General features: G+C 56.8%; 25 protein-coding genes. 9 read left to right on the top strand and 16 right to left on the bottom strand.

What is annotated here, in order from left to right:
* Positions 1-154: 154 nt before the first annotated feature.
* The 3 genes from HPC62_RS02350 to HPC62_RS02340 all read right to left on the bottom strand — a co-directional run bounded on the left by HPC62_RS02350 (position 155) and on the right by HPC62_RS02340 (position 2,887).
* Complete coding sequence (locus tag HPC62_RS02350; protein ID WP_172353582.1) at positions 155-964, bottom strand: glucose 1-dehydrogenase; 810 nt, start codon at positions 962-964, stop codon at positions 155-157.
* Between the two features lie 356 nt (positions 965-1,320).
* Complete coding sequence (locus HPC62_RS02345) at positions 1,321-2,559, bottom strand: MFS transporter (RefSeq protein ID WP_216655317.1); 1,239 nt, start codon at positions 2,557-2,559, stop codon at positions 1,321-1,323.
* 133 nt (positions 2,560-2,692) lie between these two features.
* Positions 2,693-2,887, bottom strand: coding sequence for a hypothetical protein (locus tag HPC62_RS02340; RefSeq protein WP_172353581.1), 195 nt, complete (start codon positions 2,885-2,887; stop codon positions 2,693-2,695).
* 716 nt (positions 2,888-3,603) lie between these two features.
* Here HPC62_RS02340 and HPC62_RS02335 point away from each other — a divergent pair.
* Positions 3,604-3,870, top strand: coding sequence for a hypothetical protein (locus HPC62_RS02335; protein WP_172353580.1), 267 nt, complete (start codon positions 3,604-3,606; stop codon positions 3,868-3,870).
* Between the two features lie 88 nt (positions 3,871-3,958).
* Here the strand turns inward: HPC62_RS02335 and HPC62_RS02330 are convergent, their stop codons facing one another.
* From HPC62_RS02330 to ftsE, 3 genes are all read right to left on the bottom strand, one after another.
* Positions 3,959-4,924, bottom strand: coding sequence for an integron integrase (locus tag HPC62_RS02330; RefSeq protein ID WP_172353579.1), 966 nt, complete (start codon positions 4,922-4,924; stop codon positions 3,959-3,961).
* A gap of 274 nt (positions 4,925-5,198) precedes the next feature.
* Complete coding sequence (locus tag HPC62_RS02325; RefSeq protein ID WP_172353578.1) at positions 5,199-5,426, bottom strand: hypothetical protein; 228 nt, start codon at positions 5,424-5,426, stop codon at positions 5,199-5,201.
* Between the two features lie 78 nt (positions 5,427-5,504).
* Positions 5,505-6,281, bottom strand: coding sequence for a cell division ATP-binding protein FtsE (gene ftsE / locus HPC62_RS02320; RefSeq protein ID WP_172353577.1), 777 nt, complete (start codon positions 6,279-6,281; stop codon positions 5,505-5,507).
* Between the two features lie 262 nt (positions 6,282-6,543).
* Here ftsE and HPC62_RS02315 point away from each other — a divergent pair, with 262 nt between their 5' ends.
* Positions 6,544-7,509, top strand: coding sequence for an aldo/keto reductase (locus HPC62_RS02315; protein ID WP_172353576.1), 966 nt, complete (start codon positions 6,544-6,546; stop codon positions 7,507-7,509).
* Between the two features lie 8 nt (positions 7,510-7,517).
* On the opposite strand, the gene HPC62_RS02310 is transcribed toward HPC62_RS02315, so the two are convergent.
* Positions 7,518-7,952, bottom strand: coding sequence for a PPC domain-containing DNA-binding protein (locus HPC62_RS02310; protein WP_225906715.1), 435 nt, complete (start codon positions 7,950-7,952; stop codon positions 7,518-7,520).
* Between the two features lie 600 nt (positions 7,953-8,552).
* Here HPC62_RS02310 and HPC62_RS02305 point away from each other — a divergent pair.
* Positions 8,553-8,915, top strand: a complete 363-nt coding sequence (locus tag HPC62_RS02305) for a hypothetical protein (protein WP_205370330.1) — start codon at positions 8,553-8,555, stop codon at positions 8,913-8,915.
* An 80-nt stretch (positions 8,916-8,995) separates the two neighbouring features.
* Here the strand turns inward: HPC62_RS02305 and HPC62_RS02300 are convergent, their stop codons facing one another.
* Positions 8,996-9,508 (bottom strand): hypothetical protein, encoded by a 513-nt coding sequence (locus tag HPC62_RS02300; protein ID WP_172353574.1) that lies wholly within the window; start codon positions 9,506-9,508, stop codon positions 8,996-8,998.
* Between the two features lie 275 nt (positions 9,509-9,783).
* Between HPC62_RS02300 and HPC62_RS02295 the strand changes: the two genes are divergently transcribed.
* Positions 9,784-10,653, top strand: a complete 870-nt coding sequence (locus tag HPC62_RS02295; RefSeq protein ID WP_172353573.1) for an alpha/beta hydrolase — start codon at positions 9,784-9,786, stop codon at positions 10,651-10,653.
* 69 nt (positions 10,654-10,722) lie between these two features.
* Positions 10,723-11,316, top strand: coding sequence for a DedA family protein (locus tag HPC62_RS02290; RefSeq protein ID WP_172353572.1), 594 nt, complete (start codon positions 10,723-10,725; stop codon positions 11,314-11,316).
* A gap of 77 nt (positions 11,317-11,393) precedes the next feature.
* On the opposite strand, the gene HPC62_RS02285 is transcribed toward HPC62_RS02290, so the two are convergent.
* Positions 11,394-12,197, bottom strand: a complete 804-nt coding sequence (locus HPC62_RS02285) for a PhzF family phenazine biosynthesis protein (RefSeq protein WP_172353571.1) — start codon at positions 12,195-12,197, stop codon at positions 11,394-11,396.
* 290 nt (positions 12,198-12,487) lie between these two features.
* On the opposite strand from HPC62_RS02285, the gene HPC62_RS02280 reads away from it, so the two are divergent.
* The gene (locus HPC62_RS02280; RefSeq protein WP_172353570.1) at positions 12,488-13,168 is read left to right on the top strand and encodes an alpha/beta hydrolase; all 681 of its coding nucleotides are present in this window, start codon (positions 12,488-12,490) and stop codon (positions 13,166-13,168) included.
* Between the two features lie 26 nt (positions 13,169-13,194).
* On the top strand, positions 13,195-13,896 hold the full coding sequence (locus HPC62_RS02275; RefSeq protein WP_172353569.1) for an alpha/beta hydrolase: 702 nt from the start codon (positions 13,195-13,197) through the stop codon (positions 13,894-13,896).
* A 16-nt stretch (positions 13,897-13,912) separates the two neighbouring features.
* Here HPC62_RS02275 and HPC62_RS02270 read toward each other — a convergent pair whose 3' ends face one another.
* The 4 genes from HPC62_RS02270 to HPC62_RS02255 form a co-directional block, all read right to left on the bottom strand.
* Positions 13,913-14,335 carry an ExbD/TolR family protein gene (locus HPC62_RS02270; RefSeq protein WP_172353568.1) on the bottom strand — a complete coding sequence of 141 codons (423 nt, stop codon included), beginning with the start codon at positions 14,333-14,335 and terminating at the stop codon, positions 13,913-13,915.
* A gap of 282 nt (positions 14,336-14,617) precedes the next feature.
* Positions 14,618-15,043 (bottom strand): ExbD/TolR family protein, encoded by a 426-nt coding sequence (locus HPC62_RS02265; protein WP_172353567.1) that lies wholly within the window; start codon positions 15,041-15,043, stop codon positions 14,618-14,620.
* Positions 15,044-15,064: 21 nt separating this feature from the next.
* The gene (locus HPC62_RS02260; protein WP_172353566.1) at positions 15,065-15,778 is read right to left on the bottom strand and encodes a MotA/TolQ/ExbB proton channel family protein; all 714 of its coding nucleotides are present in this window, start codon (positions 15,776-15,778) and stop codon (positions 15,065-15,067) included.
* A 346-nt stretch (positions 15,779-16,124) separates the two neighbouring features.
* Complete coding sequence (locus HPC62_RS02255) at positions 16,125-17,732, bottom strand: NAD(P)H-quinone oxidoreductase subunit 4 (RefSeq protein WP_276568591.1); 1,608 nt, start codon at positions 17,730-17,732, stop codon at positions 16,125-16,127.
* 672 nt (positions 17,733-18,404) lie between these two features.
* Here HPC62_RS02255 and HPC62_RS02250 point away from each other — a divergent pair.
* Positions 18,405-18,890 carry a phosphate-starvation-inducible PsiE family protein gene (locus HPC62_RS02250; RefSeq protein ID WP_172353565.1) on the top strand — a complete coding sequence of 162 codons (486 nt, stop codon included), beginning with the start codon at positions 18,405-18,407 and terminating at the stop codon, positions 18,888-18,890.
* 105 nt (positions 18,891-18,995) lie between these two features.
* Here the strand turns inward: HPC62_RS02250 and HPC62_RS02245 are convergent, their stop codons facing one another.
* The 3 genes from HPC62_RS02245 to HPC62_RS02235 form a co-directional block, all read right to left on the bottom strand.
* Complete coding sequence (locus HPC62_RS02245; protein WP_172353564.1) at positions 18,996-19,208, bottom strand: glycogen debranching protein; 213 nt, start codon at positions 19,206-19,208, stop codon at positions 18,996-18,998.
* Between the two features lie 149 nt (positions 19,209-19,357).
* A complete protein-coding gene (locus tag HPC62_RS02240; RefSeq protein ID WP_172353563.1) occupies positions 19,358-19,882 on the bottom strand; it encodes a GNAT family N-acetyltransferase in 525 nt (174 codons plus the stop codon).
* Entirely contained in the window at positions 19,882-21,315 is a 1,434-nt protein-coding gene (locus HPC62_RS02235) for an RNA polymerase sigma factor, RpoD/SigA family (RefSeq protein ID WP_290427110.1), read from the bottom strand. Before HPC62_RS02235 ends, HPC62_RS02240 begins: the two co-directional genes overlap by 1 nt.
* Before the next feature lie 830 nt (positions 21,316-22,145).
* Between HPC62_RS02235 and priA the strand changes: the two genes are divergently transcribed.
* Positions 22,146-24,869: a primosomal protein N' gene (priA, locus tag HPC62_RS02230; protein ID WP_225910598.1), complete on the top strand. Its 2,724-nt coding sequence runs from the start codon at positions 22,146-22,148 to the stop codon at positions 24,867-24,869.
* Positions 24,870-24,901: the final 32 nt, after the last annotated feature.

The following is a 24,901-nucleotide window of genomic DNA, read 5'->3' as shown; positions in this document are numbered from 1 at the left end:
GGGGCGCTGATTGGGGATTTTGGATTTCGGGATTTTGGATTTTGGATTGGCGGCGATGGGCGGAAGATTTGGGCAGATCGGGCGCTTTGTTAGCCTTTTGATTACCGGATTAACTGGGTTTCCAGCACCTTAGTGCCTCCGCCTTGGCTGCTCACTAAGCCGACCAGGCCTCGCGAAAATCGGCATAGAGCGTCAAGCCACCGTCGATAAAGAGGGTTTGCCCGGTGATGTAGGCGGCTTCGTCCGAGGCCAAAAACGCCGCGGCAGCGGCCATCTCGTCCGAGGTTCCGGCTCGACCCATTGGAATGTGGCTTTCCACCTGGGCGCGTTTTTCTGCGTCTTCTGTCCAGGCGTTGTTGATGGGGGTAATGGTTGCGCCAGGGGCGATCGCATTCACCCGGATGCCCCGATCTGCGTACTCCAGCGCCAGGGTCTTGGTCATGTTTTCCATGCCGCCTTTGCTGATGGAGTAGGTGACGTAGAGGGGGCGGGGAATGATTTCATGGACGCTGGAAATGTTAATAATCACGCCAGACTGTCCCCGATCAAGCCAGTGCCGGATCGACTCTCGCGCACAGAGAAACGCGCCCCGCAGGTTTACGTTCAGGATGCGGTCAAAGTCTTCTGCGGTGACCTCGTGGGCGGGTTTCTCAGTTTGGATGCCTGCATTGTTGATGAGGATGTCGAGGCTGCCCAGCTTTTCTATCGTGGTGGCTATGATCTGGCGGATGTCATCCTCTTTGGAGACGTCGCCCTGGATCAAGAGCGATCGCACACCGCAGGACTCCACCCCATCACAGGCTTTCTGCATGGCTTGAGTTTGGGTGTCTTGGGCTGTGTCTGGGTTGCTGCGATAGTTAATTGCAACGTTGCACCCCTCTTGCGCCAGCCGAATGGCGATTGCCTGCCCAATGCCTGAAGAGGCTCCCGTCACCAGGGCCGTTTTTCCTTGTAATCTGCCCAAGTGTCGAACGCTTATACGGGAAACTCCAGGCTCCCGTCACCAGGGCCGTTTTTCCTTGTAATCCCTTCATAAAGCCTCGCTGTAAGTGGCGATGAGTAGATGGTGAAGGTGAAGCCGCGATTCACCCGCTCAATCATCAAATTCGTTAAGTCGTGACTAACTTGCACTCCAAAAGCTCAGGGCCTAACTGGCAATCTAAAATCGCAAATCTAAAAATCGAAAATCCACACAGGGGGATGGGATCGTCGATTCATGTCCCGTTCCAATGGCGATGCGCTTGGGGAGCGCAGGCGCAACCCTGTCTCCGGAAACTTCATTAGCCTAACCTTTTCGGCGTGTGAGGGAGTGTGTGCTGGTTAACGTGGGGAATCTACGGCATAGATATCGTCTCCGCGACCCAGCGCAAACCGTAGCGAGTGGGGCGCATCCTTGGAGGACAGCGTGAGGAAGATGAGCAGGGCGATCGCCGTCAGCACCGCCGACCAGCCGAAAATTGTGCGAAAGCCCACTTGGTCGGACACTGCCCCCAGCACCGGCCCCGCCATCGCAATGCCGACATCAAACCCCACCATGCACAGGCTAAACATGCGACCCCGCTCGTTGGGCAATGCCCGATCGGCCATCAGCGCCGCCATCATGGGAATCAGAATACCCGCGCCGGCCCCTTCCAAAAAGCCGCCCAGCAAGAACTGCAACGTGCTGCTGGCCTGCCACAGCACCACCATCGAAAGGGTATACAGCACCAGGCTGAAGCTAATGAACGGGCCGCGTCCGTAGGAATCTGACGCTCGACCCACGGGCAGGCGAATCGTGAAGCTGGCGATCGCCGCTGCCGTATACAATAGCCCCACATTAAACGTCACACCCGACTCGGCCACCAGCAGCGGCACAAACGTCGTCAGCGCCCCAAACGATAGCCCCACCAGCAGCAGCACCAGCGCAGGCGTTCGCACCGCAGGATGAGCAAGCTGCAACCAGAAATTTTCGCGGCGATGGCGTTGAGTCGGTGGGTGCTTTTCAATGCGCGGCTCCCGAATCGGCAGTAACAGCGCCAATCCCAGTAGACCCAGCGCTGCCGATGCCAAAAACGTCGCCTGATAGCCCCAGGCAGCTTGCAAAAAACCGCCCATAGCTGGGCCCAGCCCCATGCCAATCGGGTTCACCAGGCTCATGTAGCCAATTAGCTCGCCGCGATGTTGGGGAGGAGACAGATCCACCACCAGCGCACTGTAGGCCAGCGCAAAGGCAGCAATGCTCAGCCCGTGAAAGGCCCGCACCGCCGCCAGTTGCACCATCGACTCGGCAAAAATGTAGATTAACGGGGCGATCGCCACCACAGCCATGCCCAACAGCAGCGTAATCTTGCGTCCCCGATCATCGGCAAGCCGCGCCAACTGTGGCCGCGACCCCAATAGCCCGATGGCAAAACAGCCCATCACCAGCCCCACCATCTGCCCCGTCGCCCCAGACGACTGCACGTATAGCGGCAAAATCGGCAGCAGCGATGCCAGCGATGCCCAGAAGAGTAAACCCGCGACAAACAGCGACCCCAAATTCCGCCGATCGGACGGGCAAAGCATCGAAAAAACTTTCAAATCGAAACCCCTCAGCGACGGTGGCTCAGCCCCGATACAGCAGCCTTTCCTCTTCATCATAAGGCTACAATTCTCTAGACCTGGCAAATCGCTGAGGTAGCGGCCTCGTATTGAGAACCACAAGTCAGGAGGATTAAACCGAAATCGGCGCAGAAAGCTGGCGGATGCAGCCATCGCCAATCGCATCTTCTAGCAATGACAGCAACATGCGATCGCGCTGCGACAGGCTTCCTGAGGCAACCAAGTCGGCAATTCGAGCCTGCATTGCGGGCGACAACTCGCCAAACTCAAGCGCTGTGCGAACGCAAAACTCTAGGTCGTTTGTCACAGGTACACTCCAGTCCAACATGGCTGCACGGTCTTCAAGAAAACATAAAAGACGGGCGATCGCCCTCCGTAGTTTCCAATGGGCTACGTCCTCAAGGGGCTGCGGAATTCCCCTACGTAAATTAACGGAACCCAGAGTAAATAGGGCATGAATAGGGCAACTGTCAACGCATCCAATCCGCAAGATCAATGAGCGACTCCGTTTCTACACCTAATTTTCAATGAAGTCCGGGGTTCGATCAAGGGGGCATGACCCTATTTTCACGGAGATGTGACTCCCGAAGCGGCTAGCTAGCGGTCTACTAGGGGTCGGATTGGAGGGCGAATTGGGAGGGCAGCAGCGGTCAAAGTCAAGGTGGCGAGTTGGCAGGGCGATCGCCCTTCCCAGACCTCCCAAATATTCTTACCCCAAAAATCGTGCTGAACAGATGTGCTAAGAAACAGGGCGACCATGCTTGGCGATCGCCCGTCCTATGCTGTAATATATTGCGCCATAGCTGTCGTGCGAGCAGCTTGTCTCCCCCAAAATTTTGGTCGTTTAGTCACCTACGGCATTGGCAGGTGCTACCAACACCCACCAACGCCTGACCCCTCGACAGGTAACGGCTGTCTCAGGGCTGCGTCCATTGTAGACCGCCCTGTCCCAGCGCTTCACGTCCGTGGGCGGCCAACATTTCGGGGTTTCCTACCCCACTCGTTTCCAGGAGGAAACCCCAAATGCTAACAATTCACTGGTCGTCCCCACGCTCGGAGGCGACCCAGTTTTCGCTGCCCCCGCTCACCTGCGAACTGCCCCACCGTCGCCGCCTGCGCCATTATCTCGTCGGCTCTGCTGAAGATACGCAACTGGCGATTGACCGTCTGCATCAGATCCGCTGCGCCGAACGCTTCGAGTGGACGCCGCCCGTTTCCACTGCCGAAAACGGCGTGATTCTGCGACCCGATCCGGGCGACGTGTTGCGCTACATGCAGCGCACTCGGTAAGGATGTTGGCGGAAGCCTTGCGGAGCAACATCGCTTTCTTACTTGTAGGAGAGGGGGCGATCGCTCTGCTTACGTCAAGTTATCTTACTCAGACATCTAGCGGACTCCGCACCCCACGCCCACCCCGATTCAGCACATGCGTGTAAATCATCGTCGTCTTCACATCCTTGTGCCCCAGCAGCTCTTGAACCGTGCGAATATCATAGCCGTTTTGCAGTAGATGCGTCGCAAAGCTATGGCGAAACGTATGGCAACTGACTCGCTTCTCAATCCCTGCTAAACGAGTCGCTTGCTTGATCGCTCGTTGCAAACCCGTCTCGTGTAGATGATGACGACGGACTATACCAGAGCGAGGGTCTTTGGAAAGTCCAAACGCAGGAAATACAAACTGCCAAATCCACTCTCGATCCGCATTAGGATATTTTCGCTCTAGCGCAAATGGCAAATACACCGAGCCATATCCCGCATCCAAATCCCGTTGGTGGAGCCGACGGACTCGCTGCAAATGCTGCTGTAATGAATCAATCAAGCGGCCTGGCAGCATCGTGACCCGACTCTCTTTTCCTTTGGCATCACGCACCGCAATCTGCCGCTGAGCAAAATCCACATCCTTGATTCGCAATTGCAGCGCTTTAGTCAGTCGCAGACCACTCCCGTATAGCAATTGCACGATCAAGCGATGGGTTCCTGACAACTGCTCAACAATGACGATTGTCTCTTCAGGAGTCAGCACCGTCGGCAAATAGCGAGACGGTTTCGCCCTCACCGCATCCACAGGAAGCGCGAGTGGCAGTTCTAATACATGCCGATAAAGAAATAGCAGAGCGCTCAAAGCCTGATTTTGAGTCGAGGCAGCTACGTTTTCCTGAACGGCTAAGTGGGTCAAAAATGCCTCTATCTCTGCACCGCCCATCTCAGAAGGGTGTCGCTTGTCGTGAAACAAGATGTAGCGGCGAATCCACTGCACATAGCTCTCTTCGGTGCGGTAGGAGTAGTGCTTCAGCCGCAACGTATCCCGCACCTGATCCAACATCTTCTTAGGACGTGACTCCATTTTCTGTAGGCTCTTTCAACATGTCCAATGTATCAATCACTACCATGACACATTAATTTTTCTCATCTGAAGATTTACTGAAGTTGTCTGCCTAATTCCCGGAATCAGGGGTATTATGCAGATTATTGTCAGCCTAATTGCCCTTCTGGAGGTAGATAGGCAGACACGATCAGTCTAATTACTAGTTAGCCCTCAGCGCCCTGGTTCTGTCAGCTTCCGGTGGGGTCAGCGATTCGCCCCCCAATTGCGAAGGCTCGGTTTTTCGAGATCTGGGTCAAGCCGCGCACTCCCAGCCGCTTTCGGGTCGGCCGCAGAGGTGGAGTAGCGATAGACTTCGGTCAGTGTGCAATGCCCCAAAAGGTATCCGGAGGGCGATCGCCCAAAGATGTCGGTGCTGCCAGATGAGGGCGATCGCCCAAAGATGTCGGTGCTGGGAAATGAAGGGCGATCGCCGAAAGGTACGGGTACTGCGAGATGAGGGGCGATCGCTCAGTGTTAACAACTCCAGTCCACACCAGCCGCCAATCAGTTATCGGTTGGAGTCCAAGGTTGCCTACCGCCGCTGCAATTCACCGTTAGCCTAGTTCACGTGGAAGAGGCGGCCGTTGCAGAGTTGTACTACCGGATGATTGGACATTCGCACGAGGCGATCATCGTGGGTAGTGATAATGACCGTAATGCCCACTGCGTTCAGCTTTTTCAGAATCTTAATGACTTGCCACGAATTATCAGCATCGAGGTTCCCAGTTGGCTCGTCTGCCAACAAAATCGGCGGCGTGCTGACGATGGCGCGGGCAATGCTGACGCGCTGCTGCTCACCGCCAGAAAGTTCATCCGGGAATCGTTCTGCTTTGTCGTGCAGACCCACCATTTTCAGCGTGGGCAACAGACGGCGCTGGATTTCGCGGCGGGCATAGCCCTGAGCTTGCAGCACAAAGGCGACATTTTCAGCAACGGTGCGGCGGGGAATCAGCTTATAGTCCTGAAACACTACGCCAATGCGGCGACGCAGCATGGACAGGCGATCGCCCCGCAGATCCGACAAGTTCGTATCATGCACCTGCACCTGCCCCTGAGTCGGTCGTTCTGCCCCATAGAGCAGCTTTAGCAGGGTCGATTTTCCCGATCCCGACGGCCCCGTCACAAACAAAAAGTCGCCGCGCCTGACCTGGAGATTCACATTTTCTAGAGCGCGGCTGCCATTGGCATAAACCTTCGTCACCTGCTGCAAGCGCACGATAGAATCGCGCGGGTTGGCGGTGGGAATCGTGTGGATGCGGGACTGGACAGAGGAGAGGTCGCGCAGAGATGGGTCGCGGGGCGTGTGCATCAAGGGGCGATCGCTGACGGTGGTCATAGGAGCAAGCGGTTCTGGAGGGATGCAAGAGAAGCGAAGCGATGGCTAAGCGTAGGTTCTCGATAGCTTCAGCCTTGCCAAATAGTATCAGATGCATCTCAAAAGGAACCATTAAATCCTACAAAGGGCGGGGAGATTCAGCCAGAACGCTAACGTGAAAACACTCTGTGCAGCGCGATCGCCCTCTCGCGCCGATGTCCCAGATCACTCGCTATAGTAAGAAGCGCATCCACCACCGGCGAAACAATCTTTCTCCAAAACCATGCAAACACGCGAACTAGGGACTTCTGGCATTCACATTACGCCGATCATCACGGGCACTTGGCAGGCTGGCAAAAGCATGTGGGTGGGCATTGAGGATGCCGAAACGATCAGGGCGCTGCGGGCAGCCTTTGAGGCGGGCATTACCACAGTGGACACAGCAGAAGTCTACGGTCAGGGACACTCGGAGCGTATGGTAGCAGAGGCGCTGTCAGACGTGCGCGATCGCGCTGTGTACATGACCAAAGTCTTTGCCAATCATTTGAAGTATGACCAGGTAATTGCAGCCTGCGAAGGATCGCTGAAAAACCTGAAAACCGACTACATCGATCTCTATCAGATCCACTGGCCCGCAGGCGCGTTCAACACCGAAATTGTGCCGATTGAGGAAACCCTGTCGGCGCTCAACGACCTGAAACAGCAGGGCAAAATCCGGGCGATTGGCGTATCCAACTTTTCCCGCGCTCAGATCGAAGAAGCGGCGCAATATGCCCGAATCGACAGTTTGCAGCCGCCCTATAATCTGTTCTGGCGGCATGTGGAAGCAGATGCCATGCCCTATTGCGTCGAGCATCATATCTCCATCCTGGCTTATTCGCCCCTAGCCCAAGGCTTGCTGACAGGTAAGTTCGGAGCAGATAAGACTTTTCCACCCGAAGATGTGCGGTCAAAAAATAAGCTATTTCACGGCGAAAACTACGCCCGCGCTCAGCAAGCCCTAGACCATCTGCGCCCGATCGCCGAACGCTATCACACCAGCCTGGGCAACCTGGCTCTGGCATGGCTGATCGCCCAGCCCCAAACCCACGCCATCGTCGGCGTTCGCAGCGCAGAACAGGCCGTAGACAATGCCAGGGCGACAGCGGTACAGCTTAGCCCCGACGATCTAGCCGCCATTGATGCAATCGGTCGCGACGTGACGGATCACCTGCCCGATGCGAATCCGGTGATGTGGAATTTTGGCTAGCGGGTCGCTCAACCAGTCGGCGGCTCCAGCGGTTCCAGTGGTTCAATGGCTAGTTCTCGGTAGCCCGTGGCGGGGTCGAGTTCGCGGCCAAAGCGGGCATGGGGCAGGATGCCGAGGACGATTTCAGCGGTGGTGTAAATCTGGCAGCCTGCCAGCACATGCCCACCGAGGGTGCGCCCAGTGTCGTCGGCGATCGCCATGTGATAGTGCGACCCGTGCCGCGACAGCAGCCCTACCAGCGACACAATCTCAAACCGTCCGTCATAGGTTGTGGGTTCGCTCTGGCCAGCCAGCCGCAGGACGGCACGAGTCAGGCTGCCGACGCAGGTGAGGACGCAGGCAGCTTCAAGGTTTTGGGCGATCGCCAGTGTGTCCAGTTCTGTCTTCAGGTCTTGCTGGGGCAATAGACGGAGGGCGATCGCCATCATCGGCACCGGAGTCATATTTATCTTCACACTTAACCTACCGTTCCTAACCACAGTTTTGGTCAGATCGCCATCATCGGCACCGGAGTCATATTCATCAGCGTTTCAGCCCCATAGCTTACTTTGCAGCTTATTTTACCTCACGCTTTTCTCAAATTGCACTTGCGACCATCCAACGCGACCATCCAAACAATATCCACTTTCTCAAATTGCACTCGCGGCTATCCAAACAATATTCACAAAACCATATTCACAAAACCTGAGCCTGACAAATTGATCCTGACAAATTGATCCTGACAAATTGATCCCGCGCCAGACCGTCTTAATGGGCTAGCCGTCTTAACGGACGGACTGGCGGCTAATATTTTCTAGGGGCTATTATTTGGGAAGGATTTGGGAAGCATTCTCTTGATTTTTCAACGGTGTCAAATCACCAAGACACCCGCGCTATCCACCCAGCAACTCTTATCCACCCAGAAACTCTATTTTGCTCTCACCCCCAATCCCCATCTCTGACCATGCCAATCGCAGAAACGCAGGCTTGCTGTAAGTCAGTATTCCGCGACTCACCCCCAATCCCCATCTCTGACCATGCCAATCTCCTTAAAGCCTTGCAAATTGAACCATCCCAGGCGCTCCCTCAGACTCGGCGCTACCCTGCTTTGCTGGCTGGGCATGGGGGCGATCGCTCCACTCTATGCCCAAACCACCAGCCTCAGCAATATTTCCAGCGAAGTGTTCGCCTGTATGCGCCGCAACAACCGCAGCGCCGCTGGCCATGTCATCTATGACGGCGGCAGCAGCGGGCGGCTGCTGATCTTTGCCGCTGGCGTAGGGCAAGTCGGGGAAATGAGCTATAGCCACAACGCCAGCCAAAACAGCCTCAGCGTGTCCTACGTGCGGGGTCGAGTATCGGTTGATCAGGTTCGCGGCGGCATGGAAAACACCGCCAACCGTTGCCGCAGCGGCAGCCTCAGTTGAGCGGTTTTAGATTGTCGATTTTGGATGGATTTAGGAAATGGCACTCAAGCCACAATCCCTAATCCAAAATCCAAACTCATTTAGCCAGAAGTCACACGGAAGTTATACCTCGTCGGCTTTTTGCCCAGTCGCTCAAATTGAAAATAGACCACCACAGGTGCGCCAAAGGTATTGGCAACACTGTTGGTGTTAATCTGCCCCTGCCCTTTCAACACCTGGGTAAAGTTTGCCTGGGGCGGAATTCCGAAGCTGGGGACACTACCCAAGAGGGTGTAGCGCACTCTGCCCTTCTGGATACTAAATCGGAAGGCCGCAGCAGGCAGCGTCACGCCGTTGGGCACGATCAGCGAGAAGATGTCGATCCGATCTTGACCGCTCAAGCTGTCGCGCCGTCTGAGGTTTAGCCGGCCGCCCGTATAGGTGCCCAGGCTGCGGGCCGTGGCAAAGGTGTCGTCTGAACTGCTGCGGACGGCTCGCCTGACGAGCGGCAGCGCAGACTTGCGACGGACAGACGAAAGCGACGCGCTCGCCAGCCCCGCAGAGGATGAGGAAATGCGGGACTGCGGATTGCTCTGAAAATCGTCGGATGTCATGGGGAACTCCTGGTGGGGGAAAGGGGTTTAGCTGGAGATGCAGGCGTACCCAGGCGCAGCTTGCACGTTGCCTGGGTATATTCGTCTACAGATTAAAATTTTCTACCATAACGCCTGCCAAACAACCTTTAGAAAGCCGTAAGAATTTGGCCATAAGAATTTGGACGTAAGAATTTAAGCCCGTTGAAACCAGCCCCACCGCAAACCGAATCCCCCTGATTCCCGTTTTTGCCCTGTATCTTAGGGAGAGTGACCTCTTGCGTGTGAATCATTAGATGCGCTTTCTGTTTAGTCTTTCGGGTCTGGTGGCTGCTGCGGCGGCTGTCTATGGGGCGATCGCCCTGTTGGTGTCCAGTCGCCAGCAGCAGATGATTTTCTTTCCATCGCCGACGATTACCCAAACGCCTGCCGACTTCGGGGCTGCCTATGAAGACGTGTGGCTGTCGGTGCAGCAGGGCGATCGCACAGAGCGGATTCACGGCTGGTGGATTCCCGTGCCGCCGAGCCAGCCGCAGCGGGGCGTGATGCTCTACCTCCACGGAAACGGGCTAAACATTGGCGCAAATGCAGACTATGCCGTGCGCTGGCAGCGGTTGGGGCTGTCGGTGTTCCTGTTCGACTATCGCGGCTATGGCCAGAGCGAGGGGGCGTTTCCCAGCGAGGCGGCGGTCTATCAAGATGCCGACGCGGCCTGGCGCTACCTGACGGAGGATCGCGGCATCGCGCCAGAGGAAATCCTGATCTACGGGCATTCTCTGGGTGGGGCGATCGCCATTGATCTGGGCGTGCGCCAGCCCCGTGCGGCCGGGCTGATTGTGGAAAGCTCCTTCACCTCGATCCGCGACATGGCCTATCGCACCACGCCCTTCGGCTTTTTGCCCATTGACCTGATCTTGACCCAGCGGTTTGACTCGATCGGCAAAGTGCCCCATCTGCAAGTGCCCGTCCTCTATGCCCACGGCGCACAGGATACCCAAGTGCCTGCCGACATGAGCGAAGCCCTCTATGCCGCGACGCGATCGCCCAAAATGCTGTGGATCTCGCCCACGGGCGGCCACGCCATTGGCGATGTGGATGGCGACGGCTACGGCCAGGCAATCCGCGAGTTTCTGGATCGGTATCTGCCTGTGCGGGTTCCGCTTTAGTCCTGCCGTCATCCGGGTCAAGTCTCAGGTCAAGTCCTACGAAATCAGCACAGGAATGCGGAGCAGGGAATGGCAGAGTGGGTGACGCGGACGATGGAAGCCCTGGGCTATTGGGGCATTGGGCTGCTGATGTTTCTGGAAAATGTGTTTCCGCCGATTCCATCGGAGCTAATCATGCCGCTGGCAGGATTTACCGTGGCGCAGGGCAAGATGCAGTTTGCGCCCGCAGTGGCGGCAGGGGTGGCGGGGACGGTGCTGGGCGCTGTGCTGTGGTATGAGATTGGTCAACTCGTTAGCGAACGGCGGCTGATGCGGCTGGCCGATCGCTACGGCAAGTGGCTGGCGATTTCCGGGCAAGATATCCAGCAGGCGATCGCCTGGTTTAACCGATATGGCAAGCGGGCGGTGTTTTTTGGGCGGCTGGTTCCAGGCGTGCGGACGCTGATTTCCCTGCCTGCGGGTTTGGGCCGCATGAGCTTTCTCCCCTTCCTGCTCTATTCCACTGCGGGGACGCTGATCTGGACACTGCTGCTGACCTATGTCGGGTTTCTGCTGGGCGATAACTACGAACAGGTCGAACAATATCTCGGCCCGGTGTCCAAGCTGGTTCTGGGGGGACTGGCGATCGCCTTGGGGGTTTGGCTTTGGCAACGGAAACGATAGACCAGGTTTTGGAGTTTAGCTTTGAGGCTGTGAATTTTGGCGGGTCGTCCTGCTCGTGATCCTGCGATCGCTTCATCCTAAATCAACTCACCCCGCAGCACCGTCACCGCTTGCCCCCCCAAAAACACCCGATCACCTGCCAGCCGCGCCTTCACCACGCCACCCCGCGCCGAAGCCTGATAGGCAAGAAACGTATCCTTACTCAGGCGATCGCCCCAGTAGGGAGCCAGGGCGCAGTGGGCGGAACCCGTCACCGGGTCTTCATCCACACCAGAGCCGGGGGCAAAAAAGCGTGAGATAAAGTCATACTCGGAGTCTACTTCGGCGCGACTCGTGACGATCACGCCCCGCACGGGCAAGGTCCGCAGGCGAGTAAAATCGGGCCCAAGCTGACGCACGATCTCTGGAGATGTAACCTCAACCAAGTAATCAAACTGGTTTTTGCTAACGGCGATCGCCCCAGTTCCCCGTTCTAGGCCCAGCGCCTCTAGCAGCCCCGCCGGTGGGTCAATGGGGGCGCATCGCTTCGCCGGAAAATCTAGCTCGATCCAGTCGCCCTGCTGGGTAGCGGTGAGCAGGCCGCTGAGGGTATGGAAGCGGGCGATCGCCCCGGCAGGCAAATATCCCTCACGCCACAGCACATGGGCACTAGCCAGCGTCGCATGGCCACACAGCGCCACCTCCACTGCAGGCGTAAACCAGCGTAGCTGATAGCCGTCTGCCTCTGGTAGCAAAAACGCCGTTTCCGACAGGTTCATCTCGCGGGCGACCGCCTGCATCCACTCGTCTGGCTGGGGCGAAGGCAGCACACACACCGCGGCCGGATTGCCCGCAAAGGGCGCTGCGGTAAAGGCATCAACCTGGATAATAGAAAATCCCATAGAAACGACCTGTACAGAGAGTTGGTCAATATTGATCAATAAGGAGCAACAAGTTGGTCAATGAGCAGCCGTTGGCGCGTAAGATTGAGCAGTACGATTCTTAGTGCTGCTTCCCTCGGACGCTTTTTACAGGGCTGCCCTTGAATCACGCTTGAATCACACCTAGAATCGCCGCTATCATCCTACCGGAGTTTGTTGAAACATTGGCCGGCGTGCGATCGTCAGAGAAACCGCGAGAGAAATCGCGAGAGAAACCACGACAGTACACGCGACCCTTCACAACAGCCGCTATGCAGTTCTATCCTCCATCTTCCCCTTCCAAGCGCCCGTCTCCGCTTCGTCGCTGGGGTGTGCGCCTGTTGCTCGGACTCAGCGTTGGGCTGGCTTCGCTGGGCATGGCTCACCCGGCTCACGCGGCCAGGCGCGTCGTGCTGATCTTTGACCAAACCCGGGTGCGGGTGCCCATTTCTGTGTTAGAAATCTACGCTCGCACGGGAATTGCCACCGACCAACTCAGCGAATTTTTGGGGGTCAGCCCTGAAGTGCAAACCCAGGCCCGCCGAGCGCTGACCCATGAAGTGGAAGTGAGCGATCGCCTGTTTCGGCAGGCCCTGCGGGGCAGAACGGGTGAGTTTGTGCTGTCGCGGCTGGAGCAAGTCTTGAGAACCGAAAGTCGCAGCCGCCGCAGCGCGTCCCAGCCCCTACGAGACGCGCTCATCGCCTCCTACCAAGACGACAATCGGATTTCTCTGCTAGAGGTCTTGAAAAAGTATCCCGAAGACGAAGTGCAGGTAGACGTGCGCGGCTTGCAGCAGACCTATAATGAGGTCGCCTCTTTGGTGGAGCGATTCGGCCCATTTTTTGACCTGATTCGGGGCAGCATCCAAAATCTAATTTGCGACTGTGATGCGGCCGCCGAGCCACCTCCCGCGCGACAAGCTGCTAGAAGGCTGCCGCGTTTGGGTCAGTAGTGTTTGACACGCTTTAGGAGCATTGGATGAGCGCTTGGATTTCACGCCTGGGTAGGGTGCGGCGGTCGAATGTAGTTCAGAGAGCTTTTGCAGGCGTTGTCCTGGGGCTGGGAGTGGGCGTGCTGGGGGCTACTGCGCCCGCCCTTGCTGCCGAGTCCGTAGTGGTCAACTTTGGCCCCCTCAGCCGCTCGTTCTCGATTACCGAGTTTCAGACGCTGGCAGAAACCGGGCAGCCGTCTCGCAAGCTGCGCTGGTATTTGAATACGGCAGGCGTGAAGCCGTCTACCGTGCGATCGCTCCTCACTCAGCAAGTACCTTTGCCGCTGGAGTTTGCCGATCAGATCCTGAACTCGCTGCCGGGTGAATTTGCACTATATCAGTTGGGGCAAATCATCAGTCCCAGCAGCAAGGAAGCCAGCCTGCAAGCAATGCGGGCAGCGGTGGTGCTGTCGGCAGCGGACGATAACCGAGTTTCGATGCTGGAAATCCTGGAAAACTATCCCACGCGGGAATTACACATCGATGGGCTAGGGCTGATGCGGACCGCACGGGACGTGCAAAACCTGATAGCGGAGTCTGGTGGAAACCTTGAGGGCATTGCCAGAGGGCTAGAAAACCTACTGCCAGGGCTGTTTTGCGACTGTGAGCGCAATGCAGCAGGGGGCGGGGGCAACGATCCAGCCTCTACGAGGAATGCAGATGGGGGTGCAGCCACGTACTGCAATTAGCCGGAATTAGCTGCAATTAGCTGCCGCTGATGCCCAGGGAAATGCGATCGCCCCCGATGTCCCGCAGCAGTTCCAACACCCGCGCCACATCGTTATAGGTCAGCCCCTTGTCCGCTTTGAGGATTACCACGCCTGCCGGGTTTTTCACCAAAAAGTCCTGAACACTCGTAATCACTTGGGCTTCGGGCACAGGCGCGTTATTCATCACCAGTTGCCGCTGGGCATTAAGTCCCACCAGCAGGGTGGGCACTTTCTTGCCCTCCTCTGAGGTCATGGGGTTGCTGCCGCCCTCTGCGTCGGGCAGGGTAATGTTCATCACCTGCTGCCCAGTCAGCGTCATGGAAATGATGATGAAAAACGTCAGGACGCTCATCAGCACGTCCATCATCGGCACTAGATCGACCTCTGGCAGTTGATTTTGCTGGCTTCTGAACTTCATCGGTTTCTCACCTTGCCATCTATTCTCTCAAGAATCTCGAGAACCTACTGTGTACACGCATCTCGATTTTTTGCGTCAGGCTCCGAAAGATCCCCCTAAATCCCCCTTATCAAAGGGGACTTCCGATCCGGCTCCCCCTGCTCCGGGTCACTCTGGGATGAGTTCCCCCCTTGCTCAAGGGGGGCTAGGGGAGATCGGTTCCCCCCCTTGCTCAAGGGGGGGCTAAGGGGGGATCAAAGCATCGCCGCTCAAGCATAGAAAACTTGTGTGTACATAGTAGCCCTAAGGACTGGGCGGATCAATGGACAGCGAAATGCGATCGCCCCCCACTTGCTTCATCTCCGCTAGGGTTTGCACGACCTGCTCGTAGGGCAAGCGGCGATCGGCTTGCAAAATCACGAATCCCTTGGGGTTTGCCCGCAAATAGACCTGCACGGGCCCCTGCCACTGGTTTCCGGGAACGGGTTCGCCCTCGATTAACAACTGCCGTTGGGCAGTTAGCGTCACCAGCAGCGGCTCCGGCGGCTCCTCTAGCTCGGTGGGCGGCGGCGTGTCTTCCGTGGGTGGCAGAATGACGGAAACGCCCTGCTCTTCGGAAAGCAGCATGGTAATCATGACGAAAAAGGCCAGGATGCCCATCATCACGTTGAGCATGGGGGTCAGGTTGATCGGCGGCGGTGTGCCATAGGAACGCTGTTTGAACCGCATGGTTGCCCTCGCTGCGCTGCCCTAGCGTCGCTCAATGCCAAGGGGATTGCGGCCACCAGGGGCGATCGCCTCCAGCACTTCTTCATCCTCCAGTTCCGACTCATCCCAGAACTGGCGATAGATTAGCTCTAGCTCACTGCCCGCCGCCGAAAAATAGTCCATCTGCCGCGCCTGAAGCGACACCAGCAGCCGAAAAATCAGCAGCGCCATAATGGCAACCACCATCCCCGCCGCCGTCGTGATCAGCGCCTCCCCGATCCCTGCCGCCGCACGGGTTGCCTGAGCCGACGTACCTTCGCCGCCCCCGCCACCAATATTTAAGTTATTAAAGGTGTTGATCAAGCCCGTCACCGTGCCCAGCAGCCCCAGCAGCGGCGATACGGCAATGGTAGTTTCCAGCAGCTTGTCGCCTTTTCGCATTTCGGCAAACTCGCGATCGCCCGCCGCCTCCATCGCCAGTCGGAACGTTTCTGGTGAAGGCTGCCGCAGCCGCAGCGGAGCTAGCAGAAAGCGCCCAATCGGAACATCCTGGGACTGTTCGGCGATCGCCTCCGCTTCAGATAAATCGTGGCGGGCGGCTTCTAGCACATCCTGCACCACCTGATTTTCCTGAGTCAGCAGGCGATACCAATACCAAGCTCGCTCCAGCCCGCAGGCAACCGTTGCCACCGAAAACCCCACAATCGGGATCATCACGGGGCCACCTTTCATTACCAAGTCAATCAGCGCTGCCATCTCACTTGCCTTCAGGTCAGGTTTATCCCACTTTCTGTCAGGATACTCGAACTCTCCAGATCCCCTGGTTAAGGGAACCCATCTGACTCATTATCAAATGGTTAAGTGGTCTCTAGACACAGAATTAAAAACTCAAGACTTACGCACTTGCGATAAGCTTTCTGGGTTTTGGACAATTGCTCGCGGGCTGCGCCCGCGAGCAATTGTCCAACTGCGTAAATCCTAAAACTAAAAAAAGAGGGAGTCACCTCCCTCCTGGCCATTCGCTTCGATCGCATCACCCAGAGAAGACTCAACGCAAGACAATCAAGCGCGATCGCCCCTGGATGAAACTTGTCGGCCGCCGCTACTTCATCGCAGCAGCCAAATCTTTCGCCTCTGTGCCCACGATCATCGGCGCAGCAAAAGGCACCTTCAGATCCAGCCAAGGCTGCTGGGCCACCATCGGTAACACCTGCCGCGCCTGCGAGACGACCGCCACCGTCTTCGCGTCATAGGTCTGGGTCGCCAGCTTGGGATACACACCGATGCCAATAATGGGCACTAGCAGGCACAGCGCGATAAATGCCTCCCTGGGCTTCGCATCCGTCAACCGAATACCAGCCAGCTCTTTGCTCTCTGCACCATAAAACACCGTCCGCAGCATCGACAGCAGGTAAATTGGCGACAGGAGCACGCCCACTGCCGCCAGCATCACGATCACCGCCTTAAATGCAGGGTTATAGGCTTCGCTGCTGGAGAATCCCAGGAAAATGGTCAGTTCACCCACAAAGCCGCTCATGCCGGGCAGCGCCAGCGAGGCCATCGAGCCAGCCGTAAACAGCGCAAAGGTCGTCGGCATCTGCTTGGCCATGCCGCCCAGCTTATCCATCATCAGCGTATGCGTCCGCTCGTAGGTCACCCCTGACAGGAAGAACAGCGCCGCCGCAATCAGCCCGTGAGACACCATTTGCAGCAGAGCGCCGCTCATGCCCAAGTCAGTAAAGGCAGCAATCCCAATCAAGACAAATCCCATGTGGGCAACGGAGGAATAAGCCATCCGCCGCTTCAGGTTGTTCTGAGCAAACGCCGTCAGCGACGCATAGATAATGTTGACCACGCCCAGCACCGCCAAAATCGGCGCAAAGTAGGCATGGGCATTGGGCAACATTTCGATATTGAAGCGGATCAGCGCGTAGCCTGCCATTTTTAGCAGCACGCCAGCCAGCACCATCGACACGGGCGCGGGCGCTTCGCTGTGGGCATCCGGCAGCCAAGTATGCAGCGGGAAGATCGGCAGTTTCATGCCAAAAGCCACCAGCAGCGCCCCATACATCAGCAGTTCAAAGCTCAGCGAATAGTCTTTCAGCCCTAGTTCTGCCAGATTGAAGGTAAAGTCGCCGCCGTAGAAGGCCATTGCCAAGGCCGCCACCAGGATGAAAATCGAGCCGGCCGCCGTGTAGAGAATGAACTTGGTCGCCGCATACATGCGCCGCTGGCCGCCCCAGTTGGCAATTAGCAGGTAAACGGGCACCAGTTCCAGTTCCCACATAAAGAAGAACAGCAGCGCATCTTGAGCCGTGAACACGCCAATCTGGGCGCTATACATCACCAGCATCAACACATAGAACAGGCGCGGTTTGTCCTTGATCTGCCAGGAGGCAAGGATCGCCAGCGTGGTCACCAGACCCGACAGCAGCACCAGCGGCATCGACAGCCCATCGACCGCAAGCGACCAGTGCAAACCAATTTGGGGAATCCAGTTGTAATCTTCGACCAGTTGATAGGCTGAGTTCTGGAGGTCGTAGTGCTTCCAGAAGGCGTAGATCATCAGCGAAAACTCAGCTAATCCAACGCTGAGAGAGTACCAGCGGACAGTCTTGCCGTACTTGTTGGGCAGGAGCGGAATCGGCAAGGACGCGACCAGCGGAAACAGGATTAGAGCGGTCAGCCAAGGAAATTGAGTACTCATCATGGGAGCTTACCCAAAGACTGCGATGTGAAGGGATTTCGAGCTACAGGAAGGGATTTGAAGAGTTTTAAAGAATCCGGCGTGTTAACAAGTCGTAGCCCGTGCTTAGCCTGTGAAATGGGATACCCAATTCTGAAGTGAGAGGCAGAGAGGGAAAGCAATCCGCTTAACCCAACTTTGGGGATCATGGATGACTTCTCTCCTAGGGCGTGCAGCTTACGACACTTCGCGGCTCCAGTCACCTTCTCCTCTACAGACCAAGCTGATATCATGAGGTCGATATTGAAGTTGCTAAGAATTTATGCTTACTTGTCTAGGATAGCCCAGGATTATTAAGTTTGGTAAACATTGACCCCTATTTGTAACGAAATCTAGACTTTTTCATGGTTCGGTATAGAAATCCAGCCTGCTCTAGCGCGAGCTTGCTCAATTTCCACTCGATCCATTCAATATGATGGCTCGGCTTTGCAGTTTGTAACGAAATCTTTACAATTTTGGGACAATTGTTCTGCTGCTGACCCACTGGGTTCGCCCGTTTAGTGAACTCGAGCTGTTCAGGACGCTGAAACTTGGACTGGAATCCTGCTTTGGGGGCTATCGGCTGCTTTTGGCACTTTTGCGGGCTTGATGCTCTGGCTCACTTCTGTCTCTGGCATTTTTATCCTTCACCTGCTTATGGCGACGTTCCGAAATTTTCTCCGATCGCTGACGCGACGAACGGCTAGAAACCTCAGCGATGAAAGCTTTTTGGGCTTTCTGAAGGGGTTTGAGGTGCTGATTGCCAAGATTTTGTCGCTGGCGATGATTGTGGTGCTGGTGGTGGCGATCGCCGACTTGGCCCGATTCCTAGCAACGGAGCTATCGAATCCGCCCTACGGCTTTTTCACCACGACGCTGATCGAGATTTTCGGACTGTTTCTGAATGTGCTGATTGCGCTGGAGGTGCTGGAAAACATCACCGCCTACCTGGAAAAGCAGACGGCGCGGGTGCAGTTGGAGTTGGTGATCGTCACCTCATTGACCGCAGTGGCGCGGAAAATCATTATTTTTGATTCCAAGCAGGCCGGCGGGCTAGACCTCATCGGTCTAGGGGCAGCTATTTTGGCGCTGGCGATTAGCTATCTGATCGTGCGATCTGGCAACCATACGGGCGAACGCTAGCGGCAGATCATAGCGATTTGCAGAGACCTGTCTTGATTCGCGATTTGGGTTTGCGATTTGGGTTTGCGAGCTGGGTTTGCGATTTTGGATTGCTCAAATTTTGGACTAATCCAGCTTGAGCGCGTTGACGGGCACTTCTTCCCAGGTGTCTACGGTACGGAGGCGGGCAATCCAGCCGGAGGCTTTTTGCTCTGGCGTGAGGTTGCTGTCAAAGGAGTGGTGGCATTCTTGCGCCTGGGTTTGGTCGCAGCAGGCGATGCAGGTGTAAACCAGACCGGAGGGATCGATTTGCTCGTTGACCCAAATTGTTTTCGCCATGATGGAAACCTCAGTTTTAAAGGCAGGATTAATCGAAGGGAGATATAGATCAGGACTGACGCACTTGCGATAAGCTTGCTGGATTTTGGACAGTTTCTTGCGGGCTGCGCCCGCAAGAAACTGTCCGACTGTCTAAGTCCTAATAGATATTAAAGAGGAAACGAGGGAGATTGGCCCAGGTTGGCAAGTTGGGCGATCGCCCCTCCCGTTACCCGGCAGGTACGCCAGTCCGGCAGAATAGTGGCTCCCATGCGCTCATAAAAGGCGATCGCGGGTTCGTTCCAGTCCAGCACGTTCCATTCCAGCCGGCCACAGTCCCGCTCCAGCGCTAGTTGTGCCAGAGTAGACAGGAGTGCTTTGCCAATGCCTTGGCCACGATATTCGGGGCGCACAAACAAATCTTCTAGGTAGATCCCAGGTTTGGTCAAAAAAGTGGAGTAGTTGCTGAAAAACAGCGCAAACCCGACAGCTTGCTGATCAACCTCTGCCAGCAGCGCCTCGATGAGCGGGCGACGCTGCTCTGCGGGATCTGTGCCCAAGCCCCCCAGATGCTCTGCCAGTAATTCCACGCTGCCAACCACCTCATGGGTCAGCTTTTCGTATTCTGCCAGCGCTAGAATAAGTTCAAACACGGCAGGCGCATCGGCAGGCGTAGCAAGGCGGATGCGAGCCATTAGCGCAGCCACCCCTTTAGTCGGGCTGCCACCTGAGGACGGCGCAGTTTCCGCATGGCTTTGGTCTGGATCTGGCGGACGCGCTCCCGCGACAGGTCAAACAAGATGCCGACTTCTTCTAGGGTGTGGGTTTCGCCCGTCAGCAGTCCATAGCGTAGGGAGATGATTTCCCTCTCGCGCTCGGACAGCACATCCGACAGCACCGTGTAGATTTCCTGACGCAGCATGGTTTCGTTCATCTTGGCTTCGGGCGACTGGGTGCTGCTGTCTTCGAGGAGCTCCATGAGTTCGGTGTCTTCGCCCTTGCCGACGCGGTGGTTGAGCGAGAGCGATCGCCGCCGGACTTGCTGCAAGTTGCGGAGTTGATCCACCGGAATATCCAGCGCGGCGGCCAGTTCGGCTTCCGTCGGGTTGCGGTTGAGATCCCGGCGCAGTTCCCGGTGGGCCTTTTTCAGCTTGTTCAGCTTTTCGACAATGTGAATCGGCAAACGAATCGTGCGGGCATCGTTGGCGATGGTTCGGGTAATGCCCTGGCGAATCCACCAGTATGCATAGGTCGAGAACTTATAGCCCTTGTCGGGGTCAAACTTTTCGGTGGCTCGGTTTAGCCCCAGTGCGCCTTCTTGAATCAAATCCAGAAAGGGCACACCGCGATTGAGATAGCGCTTGGCGATAGAAACGACCAGCCGCAGGTTAGAGCGGATCATCTTGCGCTTGGCGGTGCGGCTGCGGTGCATTCGGTGATCCAACTGGCGATCGCTCAGCCCAAACTCCTGGGCCACTTCGGCCTTGGTGGGGGTGCGCTGGAGCGAAGCCTTGAGGCGATCGCGCACCGCTTCTACTTCGGCCAGGAACTTCACCTGGCGGGCCAGCTCGATTTCTTCGCCAGGCTTGAGCAGCGGATAGCGAGCCATTTCCTTAAAGAATGCGCCCACTGCATCGTCAGAATTGGTCTTTCGGTATCCAGGCGCGTAGGCCGCTGTTAATTCCTCATCAAATTCTCGATGTACATCCGGTTCAAATACATCTTCATCATCTGTGGCCAGATCATCGCCGCCCTCATCTTCTGGCGATTCGATATCAGAAAACTCACCCAGAAAAGCTGCGTCTAGATCAGATTCCGGCACAATGTCTAAATCTGTCTCTTGATCGGCAGCATCTTCCTCGTCAGGTGCAGCCACCTCCCGCAGCTTCGACAGGATTTCTCCATCCGAGCGTCCAGCCGGTTCCGGACGCGAGAAGTTGATCAGAAAATTGCTGGGCTGATCATCTTCTCGGCGATCGCCCGTCTGCGATTCGCGAGCCGGAACTCGAATCTCGATCGGACTGAACCCACCCATATCTCGGCAGGTTTCCAGTTCTATGACGCGAGTTGATCCCATCGCGACAGGTTCAATCGTCTGCTTAGAATTTGGGTCAAATAGCGCTGCCATAGGGGGATTCATCCTAACGACTTGAGTGATTGGTGGTTTTTGGGGTGCGGGTTCTCAAATGAGCGTTGTGTTTCCTGGGGGGAGTTCAACAAAATCTGCCTTGACACGAGGGGCGATTCTACTGAAAAGGTTGTAGCCTCACCATTTCAAGGTCTTCTTTCAGGTCTGGACTGGTCAACGCGAGGGAGCTTAGCGGCGCGATCATTTTGGTAGATTGACCTTCTAGATCGAGTCCTCCATCGGAGGCATTGATTGCGAAAAACCTAGCGATCTACCCTGCCCTGCATCAGAGAAAAGACTTCACAAGCGGTCGTTCGGAGAAGCTGTTCTCTAACCTTTGGATCTCTCGATCGAAAAATTAGGAGAGATCATTTCGATAATGTTGATCTAAAACTTGGGATTTGTCCAGGTTTATATCCTAATTTCCTGTCAGTTTGCAAGACATTTTTAACATTTCACTTCCAACTTGTCCACCAAAAGCGAACTCAAGGAGGCTTTTAGTTTTGGTTGAACAAGCGAATCGCTAACTGTCGGCGATCGCCAGTCCTTTCAGGGCGATCGTTTGAGCAATTTTAGGGTCGATCATCACTCCCCTGTGCCGCAAATCTGAGCGCAGATCATCAACTCTGAGCGAGGAGTCTGGCGCTCATTATTTTGTTACAAATCAAATCGATCAAAGCGCTTATTGAGCTAAAACCGATCTGGATCGATCTAGATTGATCTGGATCGATCTAGATCGATCTGGGCGGATCTAAGCCGCACTTTTATCCAGAATCTTCAGGTTTTTTCCAGAAAAAGGCGGAATTTCAAGACTTAAAAACTTGGTTTTCATGAGCCGGGCGGACTCGCAAGCGATAGAATCCGCCCCCAGCGTGCCAGCCGCAGTGGGGGAAGGCGGCTCCTCTCGGTTTCAGGTAGACCTGGTAAATCGAGAGTCTATAGTGAGAAAAGCATTTGAACACAGCCCCTATTCCGCTGAGCAGACCCCGCCGCATTTTCTGGTTTCCATGCTCCCAACGTTTGCAAATCCTCTAGAGTCTCTCGACCCGCGACAGGCGGCCCCTAGTACGGCGGAAGGACAGGCTGCCTACCGACTGGCAGAGGGCGATGCCCGCTGGGTGGAAGCGCTGGTGGATTGTCCGGGAGCGCAGGAACTCTATACCTATCAACTGCCGCCGGGGATGGCGATTGTGCCCGGAGATATTTTGAGCGTGCCCTTTGGGGGGCGGCAGTTGGGGGCGATCGCCATTCGGTTGGTGGCTGAGCTTCCGGCCAGCCTAAATACAGCAGCCATTCGGCCAGTAGAAGAAGTTGTCTGCCGCAGCTTTTTTCCGGCGGGCTATTGGGATCTGCTGCAACGGGTGGCGCAATATTACTGCACGCCGCTGATGCAGGTGGTGCGGACGGCGCTGCCGCCAGGACTGTTGGGGCGATCGCAGCGCCGAATTCGCCTAAATCGGGCCGCGCTGCCAGACGCACCCAAGGGTTTTCATCCCGCAGCACAGCAGCTTTTAGACAAACTCCAGTCGCAGAAATCAGGCGACTATACCTGGCAGTTTTTGCAGCGGCAGGTGAAGGGGGCGCGGGCGGGGCTGCAAGAACTGCTGGCGCGGGGCTGGGTGGAGAGCTATCTGGAGCCGCCTGCGCCCGTGCGTCCCAAACTGCGGCAGGCAGTGACGCTGGTGCAGCCAGACGGTGCAGACCTCAGTCCCCGCCAGCGGGAAGTGGTGGAGGTGCTGAAGCGCAGCGGCGGTGAACTGTGGCTCCAAGACCTGCTGCAACGTTGCCAGGTCAGTTCCTCGGTGGTGAAGGGGCTAGCCCAAAAGGGCTGGGTGGAAATTCAGCCGCGAGAGGTGCTGAGGGCGGAAGCCGGTGGGTTTGGCGGAGGAGTTGGCGCAGAGGTCAGCGCAGAGATTGGCGCAGGCCCCGCAGAACTGACCCCAGACCAGGCAAAGGCACTGGCGGCTCTCACAACGCTCCAGCAATTTCAGCCCGTCTTGCTGCACGGCGTAACAGGGTCGGGCAAGACGGAGGTCTATGCAAGGGCGATCGCCCCAGTCCTGGCCCGTGGCCAGTCTGCCCTAGTGCTGGTGCCCGAAATTGGGCTAACGCCTCAACTGACGGATCGCTTTCGGGCGCGGTTTGGCGAAGCCGTGCGGGTCTACCACAGCGCCCTGTCCGACGGTGAACGCTACGACACCTGGCGACAAATGCTCAGCGGCGACCCGCAAATCGTCATCGGCACGCGCTCTGCCGTCTTTGCGCCGCTGCCCCACCTGGGGCTGATTGTTCTTGACGAAGAACACGACTCCACCTTCAAGCAAGACCAGCCCGCCCCCTGCTATCACGCCCGCACCGTCGCCTATTGGCGGGCTCAGCAGGCCAACTGTCCCCTCATTCTCGGCTCTGCCACCCCCGCCCTCGACACCTGGGCTGCCCGCGCTTCTGTCCCCTCTCCGGCTGCCCTGCTCACCCTCTCCCTGCCCCAGCGCATCCACGCCCGCCCGATGCCCCCCATCGAGGTAGTAGACATGCGCCGCGAACTTCAGCAGGGCAACCGATCGATCTTTAGCCGATCGCTCCAAGCAGCGCTCATGGAACTGCGATCGCAGCGACGACAGGGCATTTTATTCATCCATCGGCGGGGGCACAGTACCTTTGTCTCCTGCCGGAGTTGTGGCCACGTCATGACCTGCCCCCACTGCGATATTTCCCTGACCTACCATCAGGCACAGGCGGAAGGCTACGAGTCCCTGCGCTGCCACTATTGCGGCTATGGGCAAACCCACCCCAATCGCTGCCCTGCGTGCGAATCGCCCTACCTGAAACACTTTGGCAGCGGCTCTCAGCGCGTCGTACAGGAACTCGCCCTTGAACTGCCTGACCTGCGCTGCCTGCGGTTTGACAGCGACACTACCCGCGCCAAAGGCAGCCATCGGGCCCTCCTCACCCGCTTTGCCCAGGGCGAGGCGGATTTGCTGGTAGGGACGCAAATGCTGACCAAGGGCATCGACCTGCCCCAGGTGACGCTGGTGGGCGTGGTGGCGGCAGACGGGCTGCTGCACCTGGCAGACTATCGCGCCAGCGAGCGGGCGTTTCAAATGCTGCTTCAGGTGGCGGGGCGGGCAGGGCGCGGACGCGAACCAGGGCGGGTGATCGTGCAGACCTATTCGCCAGAGCATCCGGTGATTCAGGCCGTGCAGGAGCAGCAGTACGAACCCTTTGCCGAGCAAGAGCTGGCCCATCGCCAGAGCTTGGGCTATCCGCCCTATCGATCGCTGGTGCTGCTGCGACTTAGTGGACTGGACAATGCCGCCGTCAAGCACACGGCAGACCTGCTCGCGGTTCAAATTTGCCAGCAACTTCCCCAGATCGACCTGCTGGGGCCGGCCCCAGCGGCGATCGCCCGCGTGGACAACCGCTACCGCTGGCAGATTTTGCTGAAAGCCGACACTTTTTCAGATGCAGAGCGAGAAATGTTCAAAGCGCTGCGATCGCACGTCCCGACGAGTGTCAGCTTGACGATTGATGTCGATCCGCTGAATTTGATGTGATCGGGTTGGAGCGGTGGGGCGATTCCTACCAT

It is taken from the genome of Thermoleptolyngbya sichuanensis A183 (assembly GCF_013177315.1).
GTDB lineage: Bacteria > Cyanobacteriota > Cyanobacteriia > Elainellales > Elainellaceae > Thermoleptolyngbya > Thermoleptolyngbya sichuanensis.
Note: the sequence above shows the minus strand (reverse complement) of the source record. Positions and strands in the feature narration are given on the sequence as shown.

Coding starts and splice junctions, on each gene's coding strand:
- HPC62_RS02335 (WP_172353580.1), top strand. CDS start 3,604: ATGCTAACAATTCACTGGTCGTCCCCACGCTCGGAGGCGACCCAGTTT.
- HPC62_RS02330 (WP_172353579.1), bottom strand. CDS start 4,924: ATGGAGTCACGTCCTAAGAAGATGTTGGATCAGGTGCGGGATACGTTG.
- ftsE (WP_172353577.1), bottom strand. CDS start 6,281: ATGACCACCGTCAGCGATCGCCCCTTGATGCACACGCCCCGCGACCCA.
- HPC62_RS02315 (WP_172353576.1), top strand. CDS start 6,544: ATGCAAACACGCGAACTAGGGACTTCTGGCATTCACATTACGCCGATC.
- HPC62_RS02310 (WP_225906715.1), bottom strand. CDS start 7,952: ATGACTCCGGTGCCGATGATGGCGATCGCCCTCCGTCTATTGCCCCAG.
- HPC62_RS02300 (WP_172353574.1), bottom strand. CDS start 9,508: ATGACATCCGACGATTTTCAGAGCAATCCGCAGTCCCGCATTTCCTCA.
- HPC62_RS02295 (WP_172353573.1), top strand. CDS start 9,784: ATGCGCTTTCTGTTTAGTCTTTCGGGTCTGGTGGCTGCTGCGGCGGCT.
- HPC62_RS02290 (WP_172353572.1), top strand. CDS start 10,723: ATGGCAGAGTGGGTGACGCGGACGATGGAAGCCCTGGGCTATTGGGGC.
- HPC62_RS02285 (WP_172353571.1), bottom strand. CDS start 12,197: ATGGGATTTTCTATTATCCAGGTTGATGCCTTTACCGCAGCGCCCTTT.
- HPC62_RS02280 (WP_172353570.1), top strand. CDS start 12,488: ATGCAGTTCTATCCTCCATCTTCCCCTTCCAAGCGCCCGTCTCCGCTT.
- HPC62_RS02275 (WP_172353569.1), top strand. CDS start 13,195: ATGAGCGCTTGGATTTCACGCCTGGGTAGGGTGCGGCGGTCGAATGTA.
- HPC62_RS02270 (WP_172353568.1), bottom strand. CDS start 14,335: ATGAAGTTCAGAAGCCAGCAAAATCAACTGCCAGAGGTCGATCTAGTG.
- HPC62_RS02265 (WP_172353567.1), bottom strand. CDS start 15,043: ATGCGGTTCAAACAGCGTTCCTATGGCACACCGCCGCCGATCAACCTG.
- HPC62_RS02260 (WP_172353566.1), bottom strand. CDS start 15,778: ATGGCAGCGCTGATTGACTTGGTAATGAAAGGTGGCCCCGTGATGATC.
- HPC62_RS02255 (WP_276568591.1), bottom strand. CDS start 17,732: ATGATGAGTACTCAATTTCCTTGGCTGACCGCTCTAATCCTGTTTCCG.
- HPC62_RS02250 (WP_172353565.1), top strand. CDS start 18,405: ATGGCGACGTTCCGAAATTTTCTCCGATCGCTGACGCGACGAACGGCT.
- HPC62_RS02245 (WP_172353564.1), bottom strand. CDS start 19,208: ATGGCGAAAACAATTTGGGTCAACGAGCAAATCGATCCCTCCGGTCTG.
- HPC62_RS02240 (WP_172353563.1), bottom strand. CDS start 19,882: ATGGCTCGCATCCGCCTTGCTACGCCTGCCGATGCGCCTGCCGTGTTT.
- HPC62_RS02235 (WP_290427110.1), bottom strand. CDS start 21,315: ATGGCAGCGCTATTTGACCCAAATTCTAAGCAGACGATTGAACCTGTC.
- priA (WP_225910598.1), top strand. CDS start 22,146: ATGAGCCGGGCGGACTCGCAAGCGATAGAATCCGCCCCCAGCGTGCCA.